This window comes from Burkholderia sp. 9120 (genome assembly GCF_000745015.1).
Lineage (GTDB): Bacteria > Pseudomonadota > Gammaproteobacteria > Burkholderiales > Burkholderiaceae > Paraburkholderia.
This window is the reverse complement of sequence record NZ_JQNA01000001.1, coordinates 1,734,964-1,752,329: the sequence shown is the minus strand read 5'-3', so window position 1 is coordinate 1,752,329 and position 17,366 is coordinate 1,734,964. Positions and strand designations below refer to the sequence as shown.

Genomic DNA, 17,366 nt, shown 5'->3' with positions numbered 1-17,366 from the left:
CAGACTGGGAAGCGCAGACGAATAGAGACGAATTTTTTCCAGCCATCAGGAGATAGACCATGACGATTCGCGTCGCAATCAACGGCTACGGCCGGATCGGCCGCAACACGCTGCGCGCCTTCTATGAAAACGGCAAGAAGCACGATATCGAAATCGTCGCCATCAACGATCTCGGCGATGCCAAGACCAACGCTCACCTGACGCAATACGACACCGCGCACGGCAAGTTCCCGGGCGAAGTGTCGGTGGACGGCGACTACCTGGTTGTCAACGGCGACAAGATCCGCGTGCTGGCGAACCGCAACCCGGCCGAACTGCCGTGGGGCGAGCTGAACGTTGACGTCGTGCTGGAATGCACGGGCTTTTTCACGACCAAGGAAAAGGCGAGCGCGCACATCAAGGGCGGCGCAAAGAAGGTGATCATCTCGGCGCCGGGCGGTAAAGACGTCGACGCAACGATCGTCTACGGCGTGAACCACCATGTGCTGAAGGCATCGGACACGGTGATCTCGAACGCATCGTGCACGACGAACTGCCTCGCGCCGCTCGTCAAGCCGCTGAACGATAAGATCGGCCTCGTGAACGGTCTGATGACCACGATTCACGCTTACACGAACGACCAGGTTTTGACGGACGTGTACCACGAAGACCTGCGCCGCGCACGTTCGGCCACGCATAGCCAGATCCCGACCAAGACCGGCGCTGCGTCGGCGGTTGGCCTGGTGTTGCCGGAACTGAACGGCAAGCTCGACGGCTATGCGATTCGCGTGCCGACGATCAACGTGTCGGTGGTCGACCTGTCGTTCATCGCCGCGCGCGACACGACGGTCGAAGAAGTCAACGCGATCATGAAGGAAGCGTCGGAAGGCTCGCTGAAGGGCATTCTCGGTTACAACGAGGCGCCGCTGGTGTCGATCGACTTCAACCACAACCCGGCTTCGTCGACGTTCGACGCGACGCTGACCAAGGTGTCGGGCCGTCTGGTGAAGGTGTCGAGCTGGTACGACAACGAGTGGGGCTTCTCGAACCGCATGCTGGATACGGCTGTGGCGCTGGCCAACGCGAAGTAAGGTCGACAACGCATCGCGCTGCCGGCTTTGAGTCGGCGGGGCTGAAGCGTCGGAGACAAAGAAAAGCCGCTCTTCGGAGCGGCTTTTTTACGCCTGCGCGTTTGGCATGGCTGACGCATCTGCTTGGTCTATCGCGTCTACCTCTACGTTCGCGTCTGCGGCGTCGGGAAATACACGCCGGCGCGCTGCGCCGCGTTCGAGATATGCGTCTCGATCGCCTGGCCCGCCGCGATGGAATCGCGCGCCTTCAGCGCATCCAGAATCACACGATGTTCGATGTACGTGGACAGCACCAGCTCGCGTCGGTAAAACGGCATGCGCTGGCTTTCCTTCATGATGTCCGCGCTGCTGCTCAGAATCGATTCGATTGCCGCGTTGCCGGCAATATTCACGATCCGCATATGGAAGTCGTAGTCGAGGCGCGCGGCCTCGTCGAGTTCGTCGCACGCGAGCGCCGTTTGCATGGCCGTGATGTTGTCTTCGAACCAGGCGAGGTCGGCCTCGCTGACGGCGAGCGCCGCCATGCGCGCGATAAAGCCTTCCAGCGCATAGCGCATCTGGTAGGTATCCGGCAGCGACGATTGCTCCGAGAAGCGCCACGATTGCGCGGCCACGGCCTGCGCGCTTTCCACGTAGACGCCCTTGCCGGGCCGGATCATCAGCAGGCCGAGCGCTTCGAGCGTGGACAACGCCTCGCGCAACGAAGCGCGACTAATCTCCAGTTCCTCGGAAAGCTGACGCTGCGCCGGCAGCAAACTACCTACCGGATAGACGCCCGCTTCGATCCGTTCGCGAATGGTCGCGATGGCGGCGTCGGTGACGGTGTGCGGGGCGTTTTTCATCGTAACTCACTTGAAAGCGTGGTCAGACCAGCATTGTATTACGCGTGTCGAACGCTCATACGGCACATCTTTGCGCATTCGCGATACGGCCCGAAAAGGCGGTAAAAACAACGGGTAAACACTGTTCCTTGAAACCTTGACGTCAGTATATCGGCTTCCTACTATCTGCCATAACAGCACTGGTCGGACCAGTCTGAACAGATCAGCATCTCAACCAGGAGAAAGCCGTGTTGAAGTTTTTCAATTCGCTGTTTGGCCGGGTCGTCATAGCGCTGGTGGCGGGCATTGTGATCGGCGCCGTGTATCCACATTTCGCCCAATCGCTGCGTCCGCTCGGCGACGGCTTTCTCAAGCTGATCAAGATGGTGATCGGACCGATCGTGTTCTGCGTCGTGGTGAGCGGCATGGCGCACGCCGGCGATCTGCGTAAAGTCGGCCGCGTCGGTTTGAAGGCGGTGGTCTACTTCGAGGTCATGACGACGATCGCGCTCGTGATCGGCGCGGTGCTCGCGTATGCCACACGTCCCGGCGTCGGCATGAACATCAATCTGCATTCGCTCGATCCCGCTTCGCTGGCCACGTACACCGAGAACGCCAAGAGCCTCAAGGATACGGCGGGCTTCCTGCTGAAGATCATCCCCGACACGGCGATCAACGCGTTCGCGACCGGCGACATCCTGCAAATTCTGGTGTTTTCGGTGCTGTTCGGCTCGGCGCTGTCGCTGCTCGGCAATAAAGCGCAGCGCGTCAGCAGCCTGATCGACGAACTGTCGCAAGTGTTTTTCCGCGTGATGGGTTTCATCATCAAGCTCGCGCCGCTCGGCGTGCTCGGCGCGATCGCTTTTACAACGGGCACCTATGGCGTCGAATCGCTGAAGCAACTCGGCCTGCTGGTGCTGGTGTTCTACGCGAGTTGCTTCGTGTTCGTGGTGGTGGTGCTGGGCGTAGTGATGCGGCTGGCCGGCTTCAGCATCTTCAAGCTGATCCGCTATCTGCGCGAAGAACTGTCGATCGTGCTCGGCACCGCTTCGTCCGACGCCGTGCTGCCGCAGATCATGCGCAAGCTCGAATGGATGGGCGTGAAGGATTCGACGGTCGGGCTGGTGATACCGACCGGCTACTCGTTCAATCTCGACGGCTTCTCCATCTATCTCACGCTCGCGGTGATCTTTATCGCGCAGGCCACCAACACGCCGCTGTCCTTGCATGACCTGATCGTGGTGGTGCTGGTGTCGCTGGTGACGTCGAAGGGCGCGCACGGCATTCCCGGCTCGGCAATCGTGATTCTGGCCGCGACGCTGTCCGCGATTCCGGCGATCCCCGTGCTCGGCCTCGTGCTGATTCTGCCGGTCGACTGGTTCGTCGGCATCGCCCGCGCGCTGACCAACCTGATCGGCAATTGCGTGGCGACCGTGGTGGTCGCCGTGTGGGAAAACGATATCGACCGGGTGCGCGCGCATCGCGTGCTGAACCGCGATGCGGCGCTGCGCTACGTGCCGGCCGGCGAAGATTCGAGCGATGAACGGGCCGCGGGCGAACACGCACCGGCGGTCTGATTTTCTGCCGACTCCCGAATTCCGCGCGCCGACGCAGCGCGCTTTCAGCCTCGGCGGATGACGACAATCCGCCGACACTCCATCACTTTTTCGTTGCCTGACCGAGACTATGGCCAATCCGATCCTCGACCCCAACGCCCCCGCTTTTACCCGTCGCTATATGAATCTCGCCGACCCGCGACTGGGTGCGAAAGCGCTCCATGCCAGCGACGAATTCTTCGCGCCGAAGGACCGCATGCTGGAGCCGCAACCGGCGGTGTTCATCCCCGGTAAATACGATGACCACGGCAAGTGGATGGACGGTTGGGAAACCCGCCGCAAGCGCACCACCGGTCACGACTATTGCGTGATCCGCCTGGCGCGTCCGGGCGTCGTGCATGGCGTCGATCTGGACACGAGCCACTTCACCGGCAATTTCCCGCCGGCTGCGTCGATTGAAGCCTGCTACGCGGACGGCGACGTGCCGCCCGATAACGCCGACTGGCAACCCCTCGTGCCGGCCACCACGCTGCAAGGCAACCAGCACCATTACGTCGAAGTGAGCGACGCGCGCGCGTTCACGCATCTGCGAGTGAATCTGTATCCGGACGGCGGCCTTGCCCGTTTGCGCGTGTACGGCCAGCCGAAACGCGACTGGGAGCGGGTCGATAGCGGCACGCTGCTGGATCTCGCCGCGGTCGAGAACGGCGCTTATCTGGTCGCGGCCAACAACCAGCACTTCGGGCCGGCCTCGCAAATGCTGATGCCGGGCCGCGGCGTGAACATGGGCGACGGCTGGGAAACCCGCCGCCGTCGCGAGCCGGGCAACGACTGGGCGATCGTCGCGCTGGCGCGGCCGGGCGTGATTCGCAAGATCGAAGTCGACACCGCGCACTTCAAGGGCAATTACCCCGACCGCTGCTCGCTGCAAGCGGCCACGGTGACGGGCGGCACCGACGATTCGCTGATCACGCAGGCCATGTTCTGGCCGGTGCTGCTCGGCGAACAGAAGCTGCAGATGGACCACGTCCACACCTTCGCGGACGGCATCGCATCGCTGGGTCCGGTCACGCATGTGCGTTTCAATATCTTTCCGGACGGCGGCGTGTCGCGCCTGCGCTTGTGGGGCGAAATCGCGTAACGGAGCCCGTCGATGAAAACATTGCAGATGGAGCGCCTGACGCGGACGGCCTTCGCGCCGTTCGGTGATGTGATCGAACTGGACGGCGCGCGCCACTTCGCGATCAACGGCGGTACGACCGAGCGCTTTCACGACCTCGCCAGCGTCGACGTGACGGAGCAGGGCGGCCGGCCGCTGATCAACCTGTTTCGCGCGCAACCGCGCGCGCTGCCGGTGGAGATCGCGATGATGGAGCGGCATCCGCTCGGCAGTCAGGCTTTCATTCCGTTGACGGCGGGCCGCTATCTGGTGGTGGTCGCGTCGGCGGGCGAATTCGACCCAGCGCGGCTGCGCGCATTCTGGACCGACGCCTGGCAGGGCGTGAACTACGCGAAGGGCGTGTGGCATCACCCGTTGCTGGCGCTCGATCGGGTGAGCGATTTCGTGGTGGTCGATCGCGGCGGCGAGCAACCCAATTGCGATGAATTGTCATTAGCCGAGCCGTGGCGGCTGGTATTCGAAGCGAGCGCGGAGTTGGTCGATTAGGCCGTGCGCGCGCTGCGGATAGACTGCCCCACCTCAGCGCAGAAGCAAAAAGACCCGGCCGATTCGCCTCGGCCGGGTCTTTTTTTGCCTACCTGCCGGACCGCGCACCCCGACGCGGCCGACTCTCGCTCACTACGCCCGAAGGCGCGTCAATGCTTGCGATGCGGGCAATTTTCTTTGGTGCACGCACCGTACAGCGCCAGCGCGTGTTCCTGCAGCTTGAAGCCGCGTTCCTTCGCAATGGATTGCTGACGGCTTTCGATCTCGGCGTCGAAAAACTCTTCGACGAGCCCGCAATCGAGGCAAACGAGGTGGTCGTGATGCGAACCTTCGTTCAGTTCGAACACCGCCTTACCCGACTCGAAGTTGCTGCGCGACAGCAGGCCAGCCTGCTCAAACTGCGTCAACACGCGATACACGGTTGCCAGGCCGATATCGAGTTCTTCGTGCAACAGGTTGCGGTACACATCTTCGGCGGTCAGGTGACGCACCGGGCTGTGCTGGAAAATCTCAAGGATTTTGAGGCGCGGAAGGGTCGCCTTGAGCCCGATATTCTTGAGATCGGTTGGATTGGTCATGACAAGGGATCCCTAGAGTACAATGCTGGGCTCTCATAGTAATGTGTTTTTGCCGTTCTGGTCATCTTCGATGGAATGAAACTCGCGCGGCTCGTCCACGGGCCCGCACGGTGAGTGAAATGATTTCAAAATCTCAATTGATCTACCGGGGGAGCCGCATGCGGGGTACCTTGATCGCTGTTGCGACTGTCGCGGTTCTTGCCGGATGTTCCACTTACGACAGCCTGACACAGCGCGTTGCCCAAAGCATCACGCCGTACCGCATCACGGTCGTGCAGGGCAACTTTGTTTCGAAAGAAGCGGCTGCACAGATGCAGGCCGGCATGTCGCGCGCGCAGGTGAAGCAATTGCTCGGCACGCCGCTGTTGACCGACATGTTCCACGCGGACCGCTGGGACTACGTGTTCTATTTCAAGCGCGGCTCGACCAACGTCGTGCAGCAGCGCGATTTCGTGGTGATGTTCTCGGGTGACCGTGTCGCGAGCTGGAGCGGCGGCGAAGATCTGCCGTCCAACCTCGAGTTGCTGGCTGAAATCGACGGCGACAAGCTCGGCAAGAAGAAGGCCGCGGCGTTGCTCAGCCCGGCTAGCGGCGCGAGCGCGCCGGCAGCGGTCGCTGCTGCACCGGCATCGTCGGCGGCAGTTGAAGGCGCTGCCGCGGCAGCCGTGCCGTCCACGGACGCCAACGCGGAAGCGGCGCAAGCCGCCAATCGCGCGACTAACGCGGTGTCGTCGGGCGGTGGCCTGCGGCCTTCGGTGCCTAGCGCGCCGACCGCCAGCGGTGGTGGTATCCCGTCAACGGGTCCGACGGCTGCGGGTCAGCCGCAGTTCCAGTTCCACCGTCCGCCGCCGCCGCAAAATCCGAATACGGACAACAGCAATCCGGTCGGCCCGACGGGTCCGCAAAGCAGCAACGGCGGCCCGACGCACAACGCACCGCTGACCTCTTCTCCGTCGACTTCGGGAACGGGCGGCTAATCCCGCTGTCCGTGTCTTAAGACGGGCACAGGATCGGGCACCGCGCACGCGCCATCGCGTTGTGTGCGCGGCGCCGGTCCGGTTCTCTGCATTTTTCAGTGATGCGCGGCGCCCGGGCGTGCTGCTCGCCGCCGCTTCCCCCCGCATTTGCCGGGGTTTTTGCTTTTTCCGAACCCTCGAAGCCATGAAAATTGCCATTGCTGGCGCATCGGGCCGTATGGGCCGCATGCTCATCGAAACCGTCCTCAACGATGCCGACGTCACGCTGTCCGGCGCGCTCGACCGGGCGGGCGCTCCGCAACTCGGTCAGGACGCCGGTGCGTTTCTCGGCCAACAGACGGGCGTGCTGCTCACCGACGACATCGAGCGCGTATTCGCCGAGTCCGACTACCTGATCGACTTCACGCGCCCCGAAGGCACGCTGATGCATCTCGAAGCGGCGCAGCGCCATAACGTGAAAATGGTGATCGGCACGACCGGCTTCGACAACGAGCAGAAGGCGCAACTGCGCGCCGGCGCGGAGAAGGTCGCCATCATGTTCGCGTCGAACATGAGCGTCGGCGTGAACGTCACGCTGAAGCTGCTGGAGTTCGCGGCGAAGCATTTCGCGACCGGCTACGACATCGAGATCATCGAGGCGCATCACCGTCACAAGGTCGACGCGCCGTCCGGCACGGCGTTGACCATGGGCGAAACGATCGCCCACGCGCTCGGCCGCAATCTCGACGACTGCGCGGTCTACAGCCGCGAAGGCGTGACCGGCGAGCGCGATCCGTCCACCATCGGTTTTTCGGCGATTCGCGGCGGCGATATCGTCGGCGATCATACGGTGCTGTTCGCGGGCATCGGCGAGCGGATCGAAATCACGCACAAATCGGCGAGCCGTCTGTCGTATGCGCAAGGCGCGCTTCGTGCTGTGCGTTTCCTCGAAGGTCACGCAACCGGCTTTTTCGACATGCAAGACGTGCTCGGCCTGCGCGACGCAAGTTAAGCAAGCCACGCGAGCAGGCTGCAGGGGCAATGCTGCCCCTGTCGCGCCCCTGAAATCACTTTCTCCCGGCGAGGTCAGATGGCAGGCAGCAGCGGCATCATCCATTACCTGCAAACCAGCGACGCGATCACGCATGGCGTCGCGTATGTGCTGCTGGCCATGTCGATTGCGAGCTGGTGCTTTCTGATCGTCAAAAGCTGGATTCTCACGCGCGCGAAGCGTCAGGCGAGCCGCGCGATCGCGCAATTCTGGCAAGCGTCCACGTTGTCCGAAGGCGTCGCGGCCTTAAAGCGCGTGGACCGTGAGCGCGTGTTCACGCCGCTCGCCGAGGCAGCGCTGCATGCGGCCGAGGTGGATATTCCGGGTGCGTTGCTGGCGCGCGTCGAACGCGGTGAGCGGGTGTTGCGGGCGTTGCGGCAGGCGCTCAATGCGTCGCAACGGCGGCTTGAATTCGGTCAGGTGCTGCTGGCCTCGGTCGGTAGCACGGCGCCGTTCGTCGGTCTTCTCGGCACCGTGTGGGGCATTTATCACGCGCTCGGCAGCATTGCCGCGAGCGGCCAGGCGCAGATCGAGAATGTCGCCGGTCCGGTCGGCGAGGCGCTGATCATGACCGCGTTCGGCCTCGTGGTCGCGATTCCGGCCGTGCTCGCGTACAACGTGCTGGGGCGGATGGTGCGGCAATTGTCCGAGGAACTCGACGGCTTCGCGCACGACCTGCACGCGTACGTGTGCGCGCCGGCCGAGCAGCGCGAAGCGCCGGCGCGAGTCCAGCAGACCTCGACTCACTAACTCACTGATCCACCGTTCCACCGGCGCGCGTCACGCGGCACTCAGGCAGAAGGAGGCGACATGGCATTCGGCGGACTCGAGAAAAAGCAGACGGCCGCGCCGATGGCCGAGATCAACATGACGCCGCTGATCGACGTGATGCTGGTGCTACTGGTGATTTTCATCATTACCGCGCCTTTGTTCACGCATGCGATCCGGCTGGATCTGCCGAAAGTCGCATCGGCGCCCGCGCGGCAGACGCCGCAGACCATTTCCCTTTCAATCGACGCCGCCGGCAAGCTCTACTGGAACGCGAAGCCCATCACGCTGGAGCAGATGCGCGCCCAGTTCACGCAGGCGGGAAAGCAGACGGACCAGCCGGAAATCCAGCTACGCGCGGAGCGCTCCACGCGTTACGAAGTGATCGCGCAGGTCATGGGCGCGGCGCAGCAGGCTGGGCTCGAGCGGATCGGTTTCGTGACGGACCCGCCGCCGCCGGGCGGATTGCCGCAGGGCGCCGCGCACTAGTCGCCTACCCGGCACACACCAGGCGCGTACTCAGTGCGTACTCAGCGCACACCAAGCGCGCCGGAGCGCATCACCGCGCCTGACGCCGCGCGGCGTACCCGCTCGCGAACGGTATAATCAGGCCTTTCCCCCGCAGAAGGGGAACGACGCCATTTCATCCAGCAGAGCACCAAAGCGGCCGGTGCGAAAGCACCGAACCCAGCGATCCCATCACACCATGCACGAAAAATACGTTCCCTCCGACGTCGAATCCGCCGCGCAAGGGCAATGGCGCGCCATCGACGCGTACAAGACTTCGGAAACCACCGAGAAACCCAAGTTCTACTGCGTCTCGATGCTGCCGTACCCGTCGGGCAAGCTGCACATGGGTCACGTCCGGAACTACACGATCAACGACGTGATGTACCGCTATCTGCGGATGAACGGCTACAACGTGCTGATGCCGATGGGTTGGGACGCGTTTGGCATGCCGGCGGAAAACGCGGCAATGGCCAACAACGTGCCGCCCGCGAAATGGACCTACGACAACATCGCTTACATGAAGAAGCAGATGCAGTCCATGGGCCTCGCGATCGACTGGTCGCGTGAAGTCGCGACCTGCAGCCCCGATTACTACAAATGGAACCAGTGGCTGTTCCTGAAGATGCTCGAAAAGGGTATCGCGTACAAGAAGACCGGCACGGTGAACTGGGACCCCATCGACCAGACCGTGCTCGCGAACGAGCAGGTGATCGACGGCCGCGGCTGGCGCTCGGGCGCGCTGGTCGAAAAGCGCGAAATCCCGATGTACTACATGCGCATCACGCAGTACGTGGACGAACTGCTGAACGACCTCGAAGGCCTCGGCTGGCCCGAGCGCGTCAAGGTCATGCAGCAGAACTGGATCGGCAAGAGCTTCGGCGTGAACTTCGGCTTCCCGTACGAGATCGACGGTGAGCAGAAGCTGCTGCGCGTGTTCACCACGCGCGCCGACACGGTCATGGGCGTCACGTTCTGCGCGATTGCCGCCGAGCATCCGCTCGCCACGCGCCTCGCGAAAGACAAGCCGGAACTGCTGCCCTTCATCGAAGAATGCAAGCGCGGCGGTGTGGCTGAAGCCGACGTCGCGACCATGGAAAAGAAGGGTATGGGCACCGGCTTCTACGTCACGCATCCGCTGACGCAGGAACAGGTCGAAGTGTGGATCGGCAATTACGTGCTGATGAGCTACGGCGAAGGCGCGGTAATGGGCGTGCCGGCGCACGACGAACGCGACTTCGCATTCGTGAAGAAATACGGCCTGCCGATCAAGCAGGTGGTGGCCGTGGAAGGTAAGGAATTTTCCACCGAAGCCTGGGCAGAATGGTACGGCGAGAAGACCGGCACGCTGATCAACAGCGGCAAGTACGACGGCCTCGCCTACGAGCCAGCGGTCGACCAGATCGCCGCCGACCTGAAGGAACTCGGTCTTGGCGACAAGCAGATCACGTGGCGTTTGCGTGACTGGGGCGTGTCGCGCCAGCGTTACTGGGGCACGCCGATCCCTATCATCCACTGCCCGAAGTGCGGCGACGTGCCGGTGCCGGAAAAAGATCTGCCGGTGGTGTTGCCGGAAGACCTCGTACCGGACGGCACGGGCAATCCGCTCGCTAAATCCGAAGCGTTCGTGAACTGCACCTGCCCGACTTGCGGCAGCGCGGCTAAACGCGAAACCGACACGATGGATACCTTCGTCGATTCGTCGTGGTACTTCTACCGCTACGCGTCGCCGAATGCGAAGACCATGGTCGACGAGCGCACCGATTACTGGGCGCCGATGGACCAGTACATCGGCGGTATCGAGCATGCAATTTTGCACCTGTTGTACTCGCGTTTCTGGGCGAAGGTGATGCGCGACCTGGGTCTCGTCAAGTTCGGCGAACCGGCGAAGAACCTGCTCACGCAGGGCATGGTGCTCAACGAAACGTACTACCGCGAAAGCGATGCCGGCAAGAAGACCTGGTATAACCCGGCCGACGTCACAGTCTCGTTCGACGACAAGGGCCGCCCGGTCGGCGCGATCCTGAACGCGGACGGCCAGCCGGTCGTGCTCGGCGGCGTCGAGAAGATGTCGAAGTCGAAGAACAACGGCGTCGATCCGCAATTGCTGATCGACCAGCATGGCGCCGACACCGCGCGTCTGTTCGTGATGTTCGCCGCCCACCCCGAGCAGTCGCTCGAATGGTCCGGCTCGGGCGTGGAAGGCGCGAGCCGCTTCCTGCGTCGCGTGTGGAGCTTCAGTCAGGCGAACGAAGCCGCGTTGCGCGCGGGCGGCACGTTCGACGCCGCCAAACTCGGCGACGTCGACAAGACGCTGCGCCGCGAGATCTACAGCGTGCTGAAGCAGGCTGACTTCGACTACCAGCGTTTGCAGTACAACACGGTGGTGTCGGCCGCGATGAAGATGCTCAACGCGCTGGATAGCGCGAAGGGCGCCCAGCCGGCCGTATTGCGTGAAACGTACAGCGTGATGCTGCGCGTGCTGTATCCGGTGGTGCCGCACCTCACGTTCCAGTTGTGGCAGGAGCTCGGTTTCGCCGACGTCCACGGCTCGCTGCTCGACGCGGCATGGCCGAAGGTCGACGAGCAGGCGCTGGAACAGTCGGAGATCGAACTCGTGCTGCAGGTGAACGGCAAGGTGCGCGGCGCGATCACCGTGGCGAAAGACGCCACGCGTGAAGCGATCGAACAGCTCGCGGCCGCTCACGAGATGGTCGCGAAGTTCAGCGAAGGCAAGGCCCCGAAGAAGATCGTCGTGGTGCCGGGCCGACTCGTGAACGTGGTCGTTTGACACGCGACGAGAACATGGCAGCGGACAGGGGCGGTCGCGCACGGTGGCGCCTGTCTCTCGCTGCGGAATCTACTGCGAACCAGGAGCCAATGTGACTCGCAGAATGGTATTGACGCTGGCTTGCAGCGTGTTGATGTTGTCCGCTTGCGGCTTCCAGTTGCGCGGCCAGCAGGACTACGCGTTTAAACGCCTGTTCATCTCCGGCGGTTCAGCGTCGGCCGCGGCGCGGCTTACGCGCATGGTGCAGGGTGGCAGCGATACGGTGGTGGTCACTTCGTACACGAACGCTGACGCCACGCTGCAAATCTCCGAAGGCCGTGGCGTCAGCACGCTGACGCTGAATTCGCTGGGCGTGGTCGAGGAGTATCAGATGAACCTCTCGATGAGTTACTCACTGGTCGGGAAAGACGGCACAGTGTTGATTCCGTCGAGCGTGATCTCGTTGAACCGCGCGATGACCTATAGCGACCAGTATTCGCAAGCCAAGGCAGCGGAAGCCGACATCCTGTTCGCCGACATGGAAAACGACGCGATCGACCAGCTCACGCGCCGTCTGTCGATCGTGCGCTCGCTGCATCCGGCGCCGGGTCAGGAAGTGCCGGCGGTGTCGCCGCGCGCGCCGTTGCCGCCGCCGCCGCTGTGACCGTGGTGCTTCGTTCAACTTCGCCGGACGGTCCGCATGCAACTGCGACTTGACGCGCTCGAAGCGCATCTCGCCAAAGGACTCGCCGGCCTGTACGTGGTGTTCGGCGACGAGCATCTGCTCGCGCAGGAAGCGTGCGACCGCATTCGTGCGACGGCGCGCGCGGCCGGCTTCACCGATCGCTCGGTGTTCACCGTCGAGCGCGGTTTCGACTGGAGTTCGCTGCTGGGCGCGAGCCAGTCGATGTCGCTGTTCGGTGACCGTCAACTGGTCGAATTGCGGATTCCGTCGGGCAAACCAGGCAAGGAAGGCGCGGATGCGTTGAAGGCGCTTGCCGCTGCCGTCAACGACGACGTGCTGACCATGGTCACGCTGCCGCGACTCGACGCGGCCACGCAGAAATCGGCGTGGTTCATGGCGCTGGCCGATGCGGGCGTCGCGTTGAAGATCGATCCGGTGGAGCGCGCCCAGTTGCCGAATTGGGTCGGCCAGCGGCTCGCGGCGCAGGGACAACGAGTTGCAGCCGGTGAAGAAGGGCGGCGCGCGCTGGCCTTTATCGCCGAACGGGTGGAAGGCAATCTGCTGGCGGCGCATCAGGAAATTCAGAAGCTCGGGCTGCTGTATCCGGCGGGGGCGTTGAGTTTTGACCAGGTTCAGGACGCGGTGCTGAACGTCGCGCGTTACGACGTTTTCAAGCTGAACGAGGCGATGCTCGCCGGCGATGTCGGCCGTTTGTCGCGCATGCTCGACGGGCTGCGTGGCGAAGGCGAGGCGGCGGTGCTGGTGCTGTGGGCGGTTGTCGAAGAAGTGCGCACGCTGCTGCGGATCAAGCGCGGCGTCGAGGCGGGCAAACCGCTTGCGATGCTGGTGCGCGAGAACCGTGTATGGGGGCCGCGCGAGCGGCTGATCGGGCCGGCGCTGTCGCGCGTCACCGAAGGCGCGCTGGAGAAGGCGCTTGCTTTGGCGGCCAAGCTGGATCGGCAGGTGAAGGGTTTGTCCGGCGGAACACGGGGGAATCATCGTAACGATCCGCCGCCTGATCCGTGGGACGGTCTGTTCGAACTGGCGATGACAGTGGCGTCGCCGAAAACGGCGGCTGTGCCGCCGCCGCGGGCTCGAAGCGGAGCCGCCGCGCCCGCGCGCCGGCCAGTTTGAGCGGCCTGAGCGCCCCTGATTCGCTCAGACCGCCGCCTCAAGCAAATCACCTCCACCCGTCTTACAATCTTTTGATGTTTCGCTAATTCTGTCCGTCCGCTGCGCCTGAGCGTGCGCGGCACCAAGAGAATCTCCATGGATATCGACCAGTACATGACCGACCTCGGCCGCCGCGCCCGTCACGCATCGCGTGCAATGGCGCGGGCGTCGACGGCGGCGAAGAACGCCGCGCTCGCGGCTGTCGCTCACGCGATCGAACGCGATGCCGCGCTGCTGAAAGAAGCCAACGCGCGCGACCTGGCCAAGGCTCGCGACAAAGGGCACGACGCGGCGTTCATCGACCGTCTTACGCTGTCGGACAAAGCGCTGAAGACGATGGTCGAAGGTCTGCGGCAAGTTGCCGGCCTGGCCGATCCGATCGGTGAGATCAGCAACATGAAGTATCGGCCGAGCGGCATTCAGGTCGGCCAGATGCGCGTGCCGCTGGGCGTGATCGGCATCATCTACGAATCGCGGCCGAACGTGACGATCGACGCCGCCGCGCTTTGCCTGAAATCGGGCAATGCGACGATTCTGCGTGGCGGTTCGGAAGCGCTTGAGTGCAATACGGCGCTGGCGAAGCTGATCGGCGAAGGGCTGGAAGCGGCCGGGTTGCCGCAAGACGCGGTGCAAGTCGTGGCCACGGCGGATCGCGCGGCGGTCGGCAAGCTGATCACGATGACCGAATATGTCGACGTGATCGTGCCGCGAGGCGGCAAGAGCCTGATCGCACGGTTGATCGAAGAAGGCCGCGTGCCGATGATCAAACACCTCGACGGCATCTGTCATGTGTATGTGGACGACCGCGCGGATCTGACGAAAGCGCTGACCGTCTGCGATAACGCGAAGACGCACCGTTACGGCACTTGCAACACGATGGAAACGCTGCTGGTCGCGCGTGATTTCGCGGCTGAGATGCTGCCGGCGCTGGGCAAGCTGTATCGCGCGAAGGAAGTCGAGTTGCGCGTGGATGCGGCGGCGCGGGCGGTGTTGTCCGACGCGGGCGTGACGCCGCTCGTCGACGCTACCGAAGAAGACTGGCGCACCGAGTATCTCGCGCCGGTGCTGGCGATCAAGGTCGTCGATGGTCTGGATGCGGCGATCGAGCACATCAACGAATACGGCTCGCACCACACCGACGCAATCGTCACGGAAGACCACGATCGCGCGATGCGTTTCCTGCGCGAAGTGGATTCGGCGAGCGTAATGGTGAATGCGTCGACGCGTTTCGCCGATGGTTTCGAATTCGGCCTGGGCGCGGAAATCGGCATCTCGAACGACAAGCTGCATGCGCGTGGGCCGGTGGGTCTGGAAGGGCTGACGTCGCTGAAGTACGTTGTGCTTGGGCAGGGCGAAGGCCGTCAATAAGCGCTGCGCCGCCTCGGCGGGCGCATGACACAAGTGCGGCTGTGCAATGCGGTCGCGCTTGTTCCCCAATCAACGCAGTCAACAATCGCATAGCCACAGGTACCGCCGATGCTCTGGGTCAAAACGTTTCACATCGTCCTGATTGCTTCCTGGTTTGCCGGCCTGTTCTATTTGCCGCGCATCTTCGTCAATCTGGCGATGGAAACGGAGCCCGCCGCAACGGCGCGTTTGCTGATCATGGCGCGCAAACTGTTTCGCTTCATGACGTTCATTGCGGTGCCGGCGCTGGCCTGCGGGATCTGGCTGTGGCTGGTGATCGGCATTGGCCGCGGCCAGGGCTGGATTCACGCGAAGGTCGGCGTGGTGGTGTTGTTGATCATCTATCACGCTTACTGCGGTGTGTTGCTGCGGACTTTTGAACGCGGCGAAAATAAGCGTTCGGATAAGTGGTATCGGATGTTCAATGAGTTGCCCGTGCTGGGCATGCTGGCAGCGGTGGCGCTGGTGGTGATCAAGCCGTTTTAGGCTTTGGGTGGGAGCGCAACGCTCCACACTGTCAGACGTTATGCACCGACCCGAGAGTCGTATGTGACGACGCTACACGCCAGGTGTCGCCAAGTCGCACATACAGGTCGGTGAACGCGTAATCGATCGTTTTCAAACCCGATGCCGGCGTGTAGTGATTGACGCCGGACACCATCGCGACATTCCCCAATACTCGTATTTTCAGATCGCCGAGCGACTGCGCGGCGCCGGGCGGCAGCGCGGGGGCGAACAGCAGGTCGGCTTTGCTGCGGCGCGCGCCGTTGGGCATGGTTTCGACGAATGAGTTGTCGAGTAGTTGGTCGAGTGTGGCGCGGTCGCCGCGAGCGGCGGCGTCGACCCACATCTGTTCGATTGAAACCAAGGTGGCTTCGGCTTGGACCTCGGTGCGCAGGCCGACGGCCAGCACACAGGTGGACAGGCCGAGGGTGGTTAGGAAGGCTAGGCGTTTCTTCACGTTCATTTCCTGATTGGATGGATAACTTGTACAGTTGCGCGAGCAAGAATCCTGTGGAAATGAGGCTCTGATATGTCGCGCGTGCGGCACGGGGTTGCCCGTGCGCTTTAGATTTCTAGCTGTGCTGCTCACTTCTTTGTCCGGTCTGGTTATGCGATTACTTGCGCGTCATTTGTGCTGAGACGGCACGCCAACCAGTTTCTCTGCGGACGAAAACATCGGTGAACGAGTAGTCGCTTGGCTGGGCGTTCGCGCCTGGAGTGAAGTGATTGGTGCCGGTGACAATGGCTGTATCGCCGTTCACGCGGATTTCGAGGTTCACTAGGGTCTGCGTCGAGCTCGGAGGCGGGGGCGGAGCGAGCAGCACGTCACTTTTGCTACGACGAGCGCCGCTCGGCGTCGTATCGATGAAGAAATCGTCCAGGAGTTTGTCTAGCGTCGAGCGATCGGTGTTCGATGAGGCTGTGATCCAGGTTTGTTCGAGCGACTTCAGTGTTTCTTCGTCATGGTCGCCGGCATGCGCTGGGAATGCTGCTGAAAGCGCAAGCGAAACGAAGGCGACTAGGCGGAGTACGTGTTTCATGGCGGTTCCTTTGGTGGGTAATTAACCTGTTTTATTAAATTTGATGGATTATTTAATTTTGGATAGCTGAATGTGTTTTTTGTTCGTGAAAAGCGAGGCGTGTCAATGATTTTTAATATTGGTCGAAGCAATTTGTCGTCTCGGTTGATAGGTAACAATTTTAAGAGTGGTTTTCCCAATTTAGCCTAAGAAAAATCTTATTTGTCGGGATGAAAACTAAGGTGTGTATTGGCCTTGTGAAACCGATGTTGTGCGTTGAGTTGATGTTTTCTGTTTGTCAATCGAAGAGCACGGATCGGGTGGCTTCGTCTCTTGCGTTATTTCGGACTATTCCTAATAAATCCGTGCTGAGTAAAGGCGTTGACACGTAAGAGTGTCATGTCATGACATAAATTTTTGTCAGATATTAACAAGGCAGTCGTTCAGAAACGGATAATTTAAGCTGCATCTAATCCTCTTTAAGATCTGTCCTATTAAACCCCGATGCGCCCCAATCTATATTCTAAATATCAGCCGAAGGATTAGTGAGATAGTTCGGAATTTTTCATTCGCACGACCACTTTTTCATTCCTTCGGTAACCGACTGACACGCGTGCAGCGCGCACTTTGCCCGACGCGGAACAGAGCCAGTTATCACATTTTCAATAGGATGAAATCGTGAACAAGTCGTATAAAACCATTTGGAATGAAAGTGCCGGGACGTATGTGGCTGCGCCGGAAGTGGCGAAGAGTCGGGGGAAGAAGAGTAAGAGTAGGAAGGCGCTCGTGGTTGCGATGATGCTGGCGGGCGCGTCGATCGATGTTAGCGCAGGTG

General features: G+C 62.0%; 17 protein-coding genes and 1 pseudogene. 14 read left to right on the top strand and 4 right to left on the bottom strand.

Annotated elements, in window-relative coordinates:
* The first annotated feature begins 59 nt into the window (after positions 1–59).
* On the top strand, positions 60–1,070 hold the full coding sequence (gap, locus tag FA94_RS07815; RefSeq protein WP_035548635.1) for a type I glyceraldehyde-3-phosphate dehydrogenase: 1,011 nt from the start codon (positions 60–62) through the stop codon (positions 1,068–1,070).
* A 143-nt stretch (positions 1,071–1,213) separates the two neighbouring features.
* On the opposite strand, the gene FA94_RS07810 is transcribed toward gap, so the two are convergent.
* Positions 1,214–1,912, bottom strand: coding sequence for a FadR/GntR family transcriptional regulator (locus tag FA94_RS07810; protein WP_035548632.1), 699 nt, complete (start codon positions 1,910–1,912; stop codon positions 1,214–1,216).
* Positions 1,913–2,139: 227 nt separating this feature from the next.
* Between FA94_RS07810 and FA94_RS07805 the strand changes: the two genes are divergently transcribed.
* The 3 genes from FA94_RS07805 (at position 2,140) to FA94_RS07795 (ending at position 5,113) form a co-directional block, all read left to right on the top strand.
* Positions 2,140–3,468, top strand: coding sequence for a C4-dicarboxylate transporter DctA (locus FA94_RS07805; RefSeq protein ID WP_035548629.1), 1,329 nt, complete (start codon positions 2,140–2,142; stop codon positions 3,466–3,468).
* Between the two features lie 109 nt (positions 3,469–3,577).
* Positions 3,578–4,588, top strand: coding sequence for an allantoicase (gene alc, locus FA94_RS07800; protein WP_035548626.1), 1,011 nt, complete (start codon positions 3,578–3,580; stop codon positions 4,586–4,588).
* A 12-nt stretch (positions 4,589–4,600) separates the two neighbouring features.
* On the top strand, positions 4,601–5,113 hold the full coding sequence (locus FA94_RS07795; protein WP_035548623.1) for an ureidoglycolate lyase: 513 nt from the start codon (positions 4,601–4,603) through the stop codon (positions 5,111–5,113).
* A gap of 149 nt (positions 5,114–5,262) precedes the next feature.
* Here FA94_RS07795 and fur read toward each other — a convergent pair whose 3' ends face one another.
* Positions 5,263–5,691 (bottom strand): ferric iron uptake transcriptional regulator, encoded by a 429-nt coding sequence (gene fur / locus FA94_RS07790; protein WP_035548620.1) that lies wholly within the window; start codon positions 5,689–5,691, stop codon positions 5,263–5,265.
* A gap of 158 nt (positions 5,692–5,849) precedes the next feature.
* On the opposite strand from fur, the gene FA94_RS07785 reads away from it, so the two are divergent.
* From FA94_RS07785 to FA94_RS07745, 9 genes are all read left to right on the top strand, one after another.
* Positions 5,850–6,668, top strand: coding sequence for an outer membrane protein assembly factor BamE (locus FA94_RS07785; protein WP_035548617.1), 819 nt, complete (start codon positions 5,850–5,852; stop codon positions 6,666–6,668).
* 184 nt (positions 6,669–6,852) lie between these two features.
* Positions 6,853–7,659 carry a 4-hydroxy-tetrahydrodipicolinate reductase gene (gene dapB / locus FA94_RS07780; RefSeq protein WP_035548613.1) on the top strand — a complete coding sequence of 269 codons (807 nt, stop codon included), beginning with the start codon at positions 6,853–6,855 and terminating at the stop codon, positions 7,657–7,659.
* A gap of 78 nt (positions 7,660–7,737) precedes the next feature.
* Complete coding sequence (locus tag FA94_RS07775) at positions 7,738–8,448, top strand: MotA/TolQ/ExbB proton channel family protein (protein ID WP_035548610.1); 711 nt, start codon at positions 7,738–7,740, stop codon at positions 8,446–8,448.
* A gap of 60 nt (positions 8,449–8,508) precedes the next feature.
* Positions 8,509–8,955, top strand: a complete 447-nt coding sequence (locus tag FA94_RS07770; RefSeq protein ID WP_035548607.1) for an ExbD/TolR family protein — start codon at positions 8,509–8,511, stop codon at positions 8,953–8,955.
* A gap of 217 nt (positions 8,956–9,172) precedes the next feature.
* Complete coding sequence (gene leuS, locus FA94_RS07765) at positions 9,173–11,764, top strand: leucine--tRNA ligase (protein WP_035548605.1); 2,592 nt, start codon at positions 9,173–9,175, stop codon at positions 11,762–11,764.
* A gap of 91 nt (positions 11,765–11,855) precedes the next feature.
* The gene (locus FA94_RS07760) at positions 11,856–12,407 is read left to right on the top strand and encodes an LPS-assembly lipoprotein LptE (RefSeq protein ID WP_035548602.1); all 552 of its coding nucleotides are present in this window, start codon (positions 11,856–11,858) and stop codon (positions 12,405–12,407) included.
* A gap of 36 nt (positions 12,408–12,443) precedes the next feature.
* On the top strand, positions 12,444–13,562 hold the full coding sequence (holA, locus tag FA94_RS07755; protein WP_035548599.1) for a DNA polymerase III subunit delta: 1,119 nt from the start codon (positions 12,444–12,446) through the stop codon (positions 13,560–13,562).
* A 135-nt stretch (positions 13,563–13,697) separates the two neighbouring features.
* Positions 13,698–14,969 (top strand): glutamate-5-semialdehyde dehydrogenase, encoded by a 1,272-nt coding sequence (locus FA94_RS07750; RefSeq protein WP_035548596.1) that lies wholly within the window; start codon positions 13,698–13,700, stop codon positions 14,967–14,969.
* A gap of 108 nt (positions 14,970–15,077) precedes the next feature.
* Complete coding sequence (locus tag FA94_RS07745) at positions 15,078–15,494, top strand: CopD family protein (protein WP_035548595.1); 417 nt, start codon at positions 15,078–15,080, stop codon at positions 15,492–15,494.
* A 31-nt stretch (positions 15,495–15,525) separates the two neighbouring features.
* Here FA94_RS07745 and FA94_RS07740 read toward each other — a convergent pair whose 3' ends face one another.
* Both FA94_RS07740 and FA94_RS07735 read right to left on the bottom strand, forming a co-directional pair.
* Positions 15,526–15,969, bottom strand: coding sequence for a nuclear transport factor 2 family protein (locus FA94_RS07740; RefSeq protein ID WP_197070182.1), 444 nt, complete (start codon positions 15,967–15,969; stop codon positions 15,526–15,528).
* A 157-nt stretch (positions 15,970–16,126) separates the two neighbouring features.
* Positions 16,127–16,552, bottom strand: a complete 426-nt coding sequence (locus FA94_RS07735) for a nuclear transport factor 2 family protein (RefSeq protein WP_035548590.1) — start codon at positions 16,550–16,552, stop codon at positions 16,127–16,129.
* A 657-nt stretch (positions 16,553–17,209) separates the two neighbouring features.
* Here FA94_RS07735 and FA94_RS39980 point away from each other — a divergent pair.
* Positions 17,210–17,335: pseudogene (locus FA94_RS39980) on the top strand (ESPR domain-containing protein); the annotation flags it as partial.
* Positions 17,336–17,366: the final 31 nt, after the last annotated feature.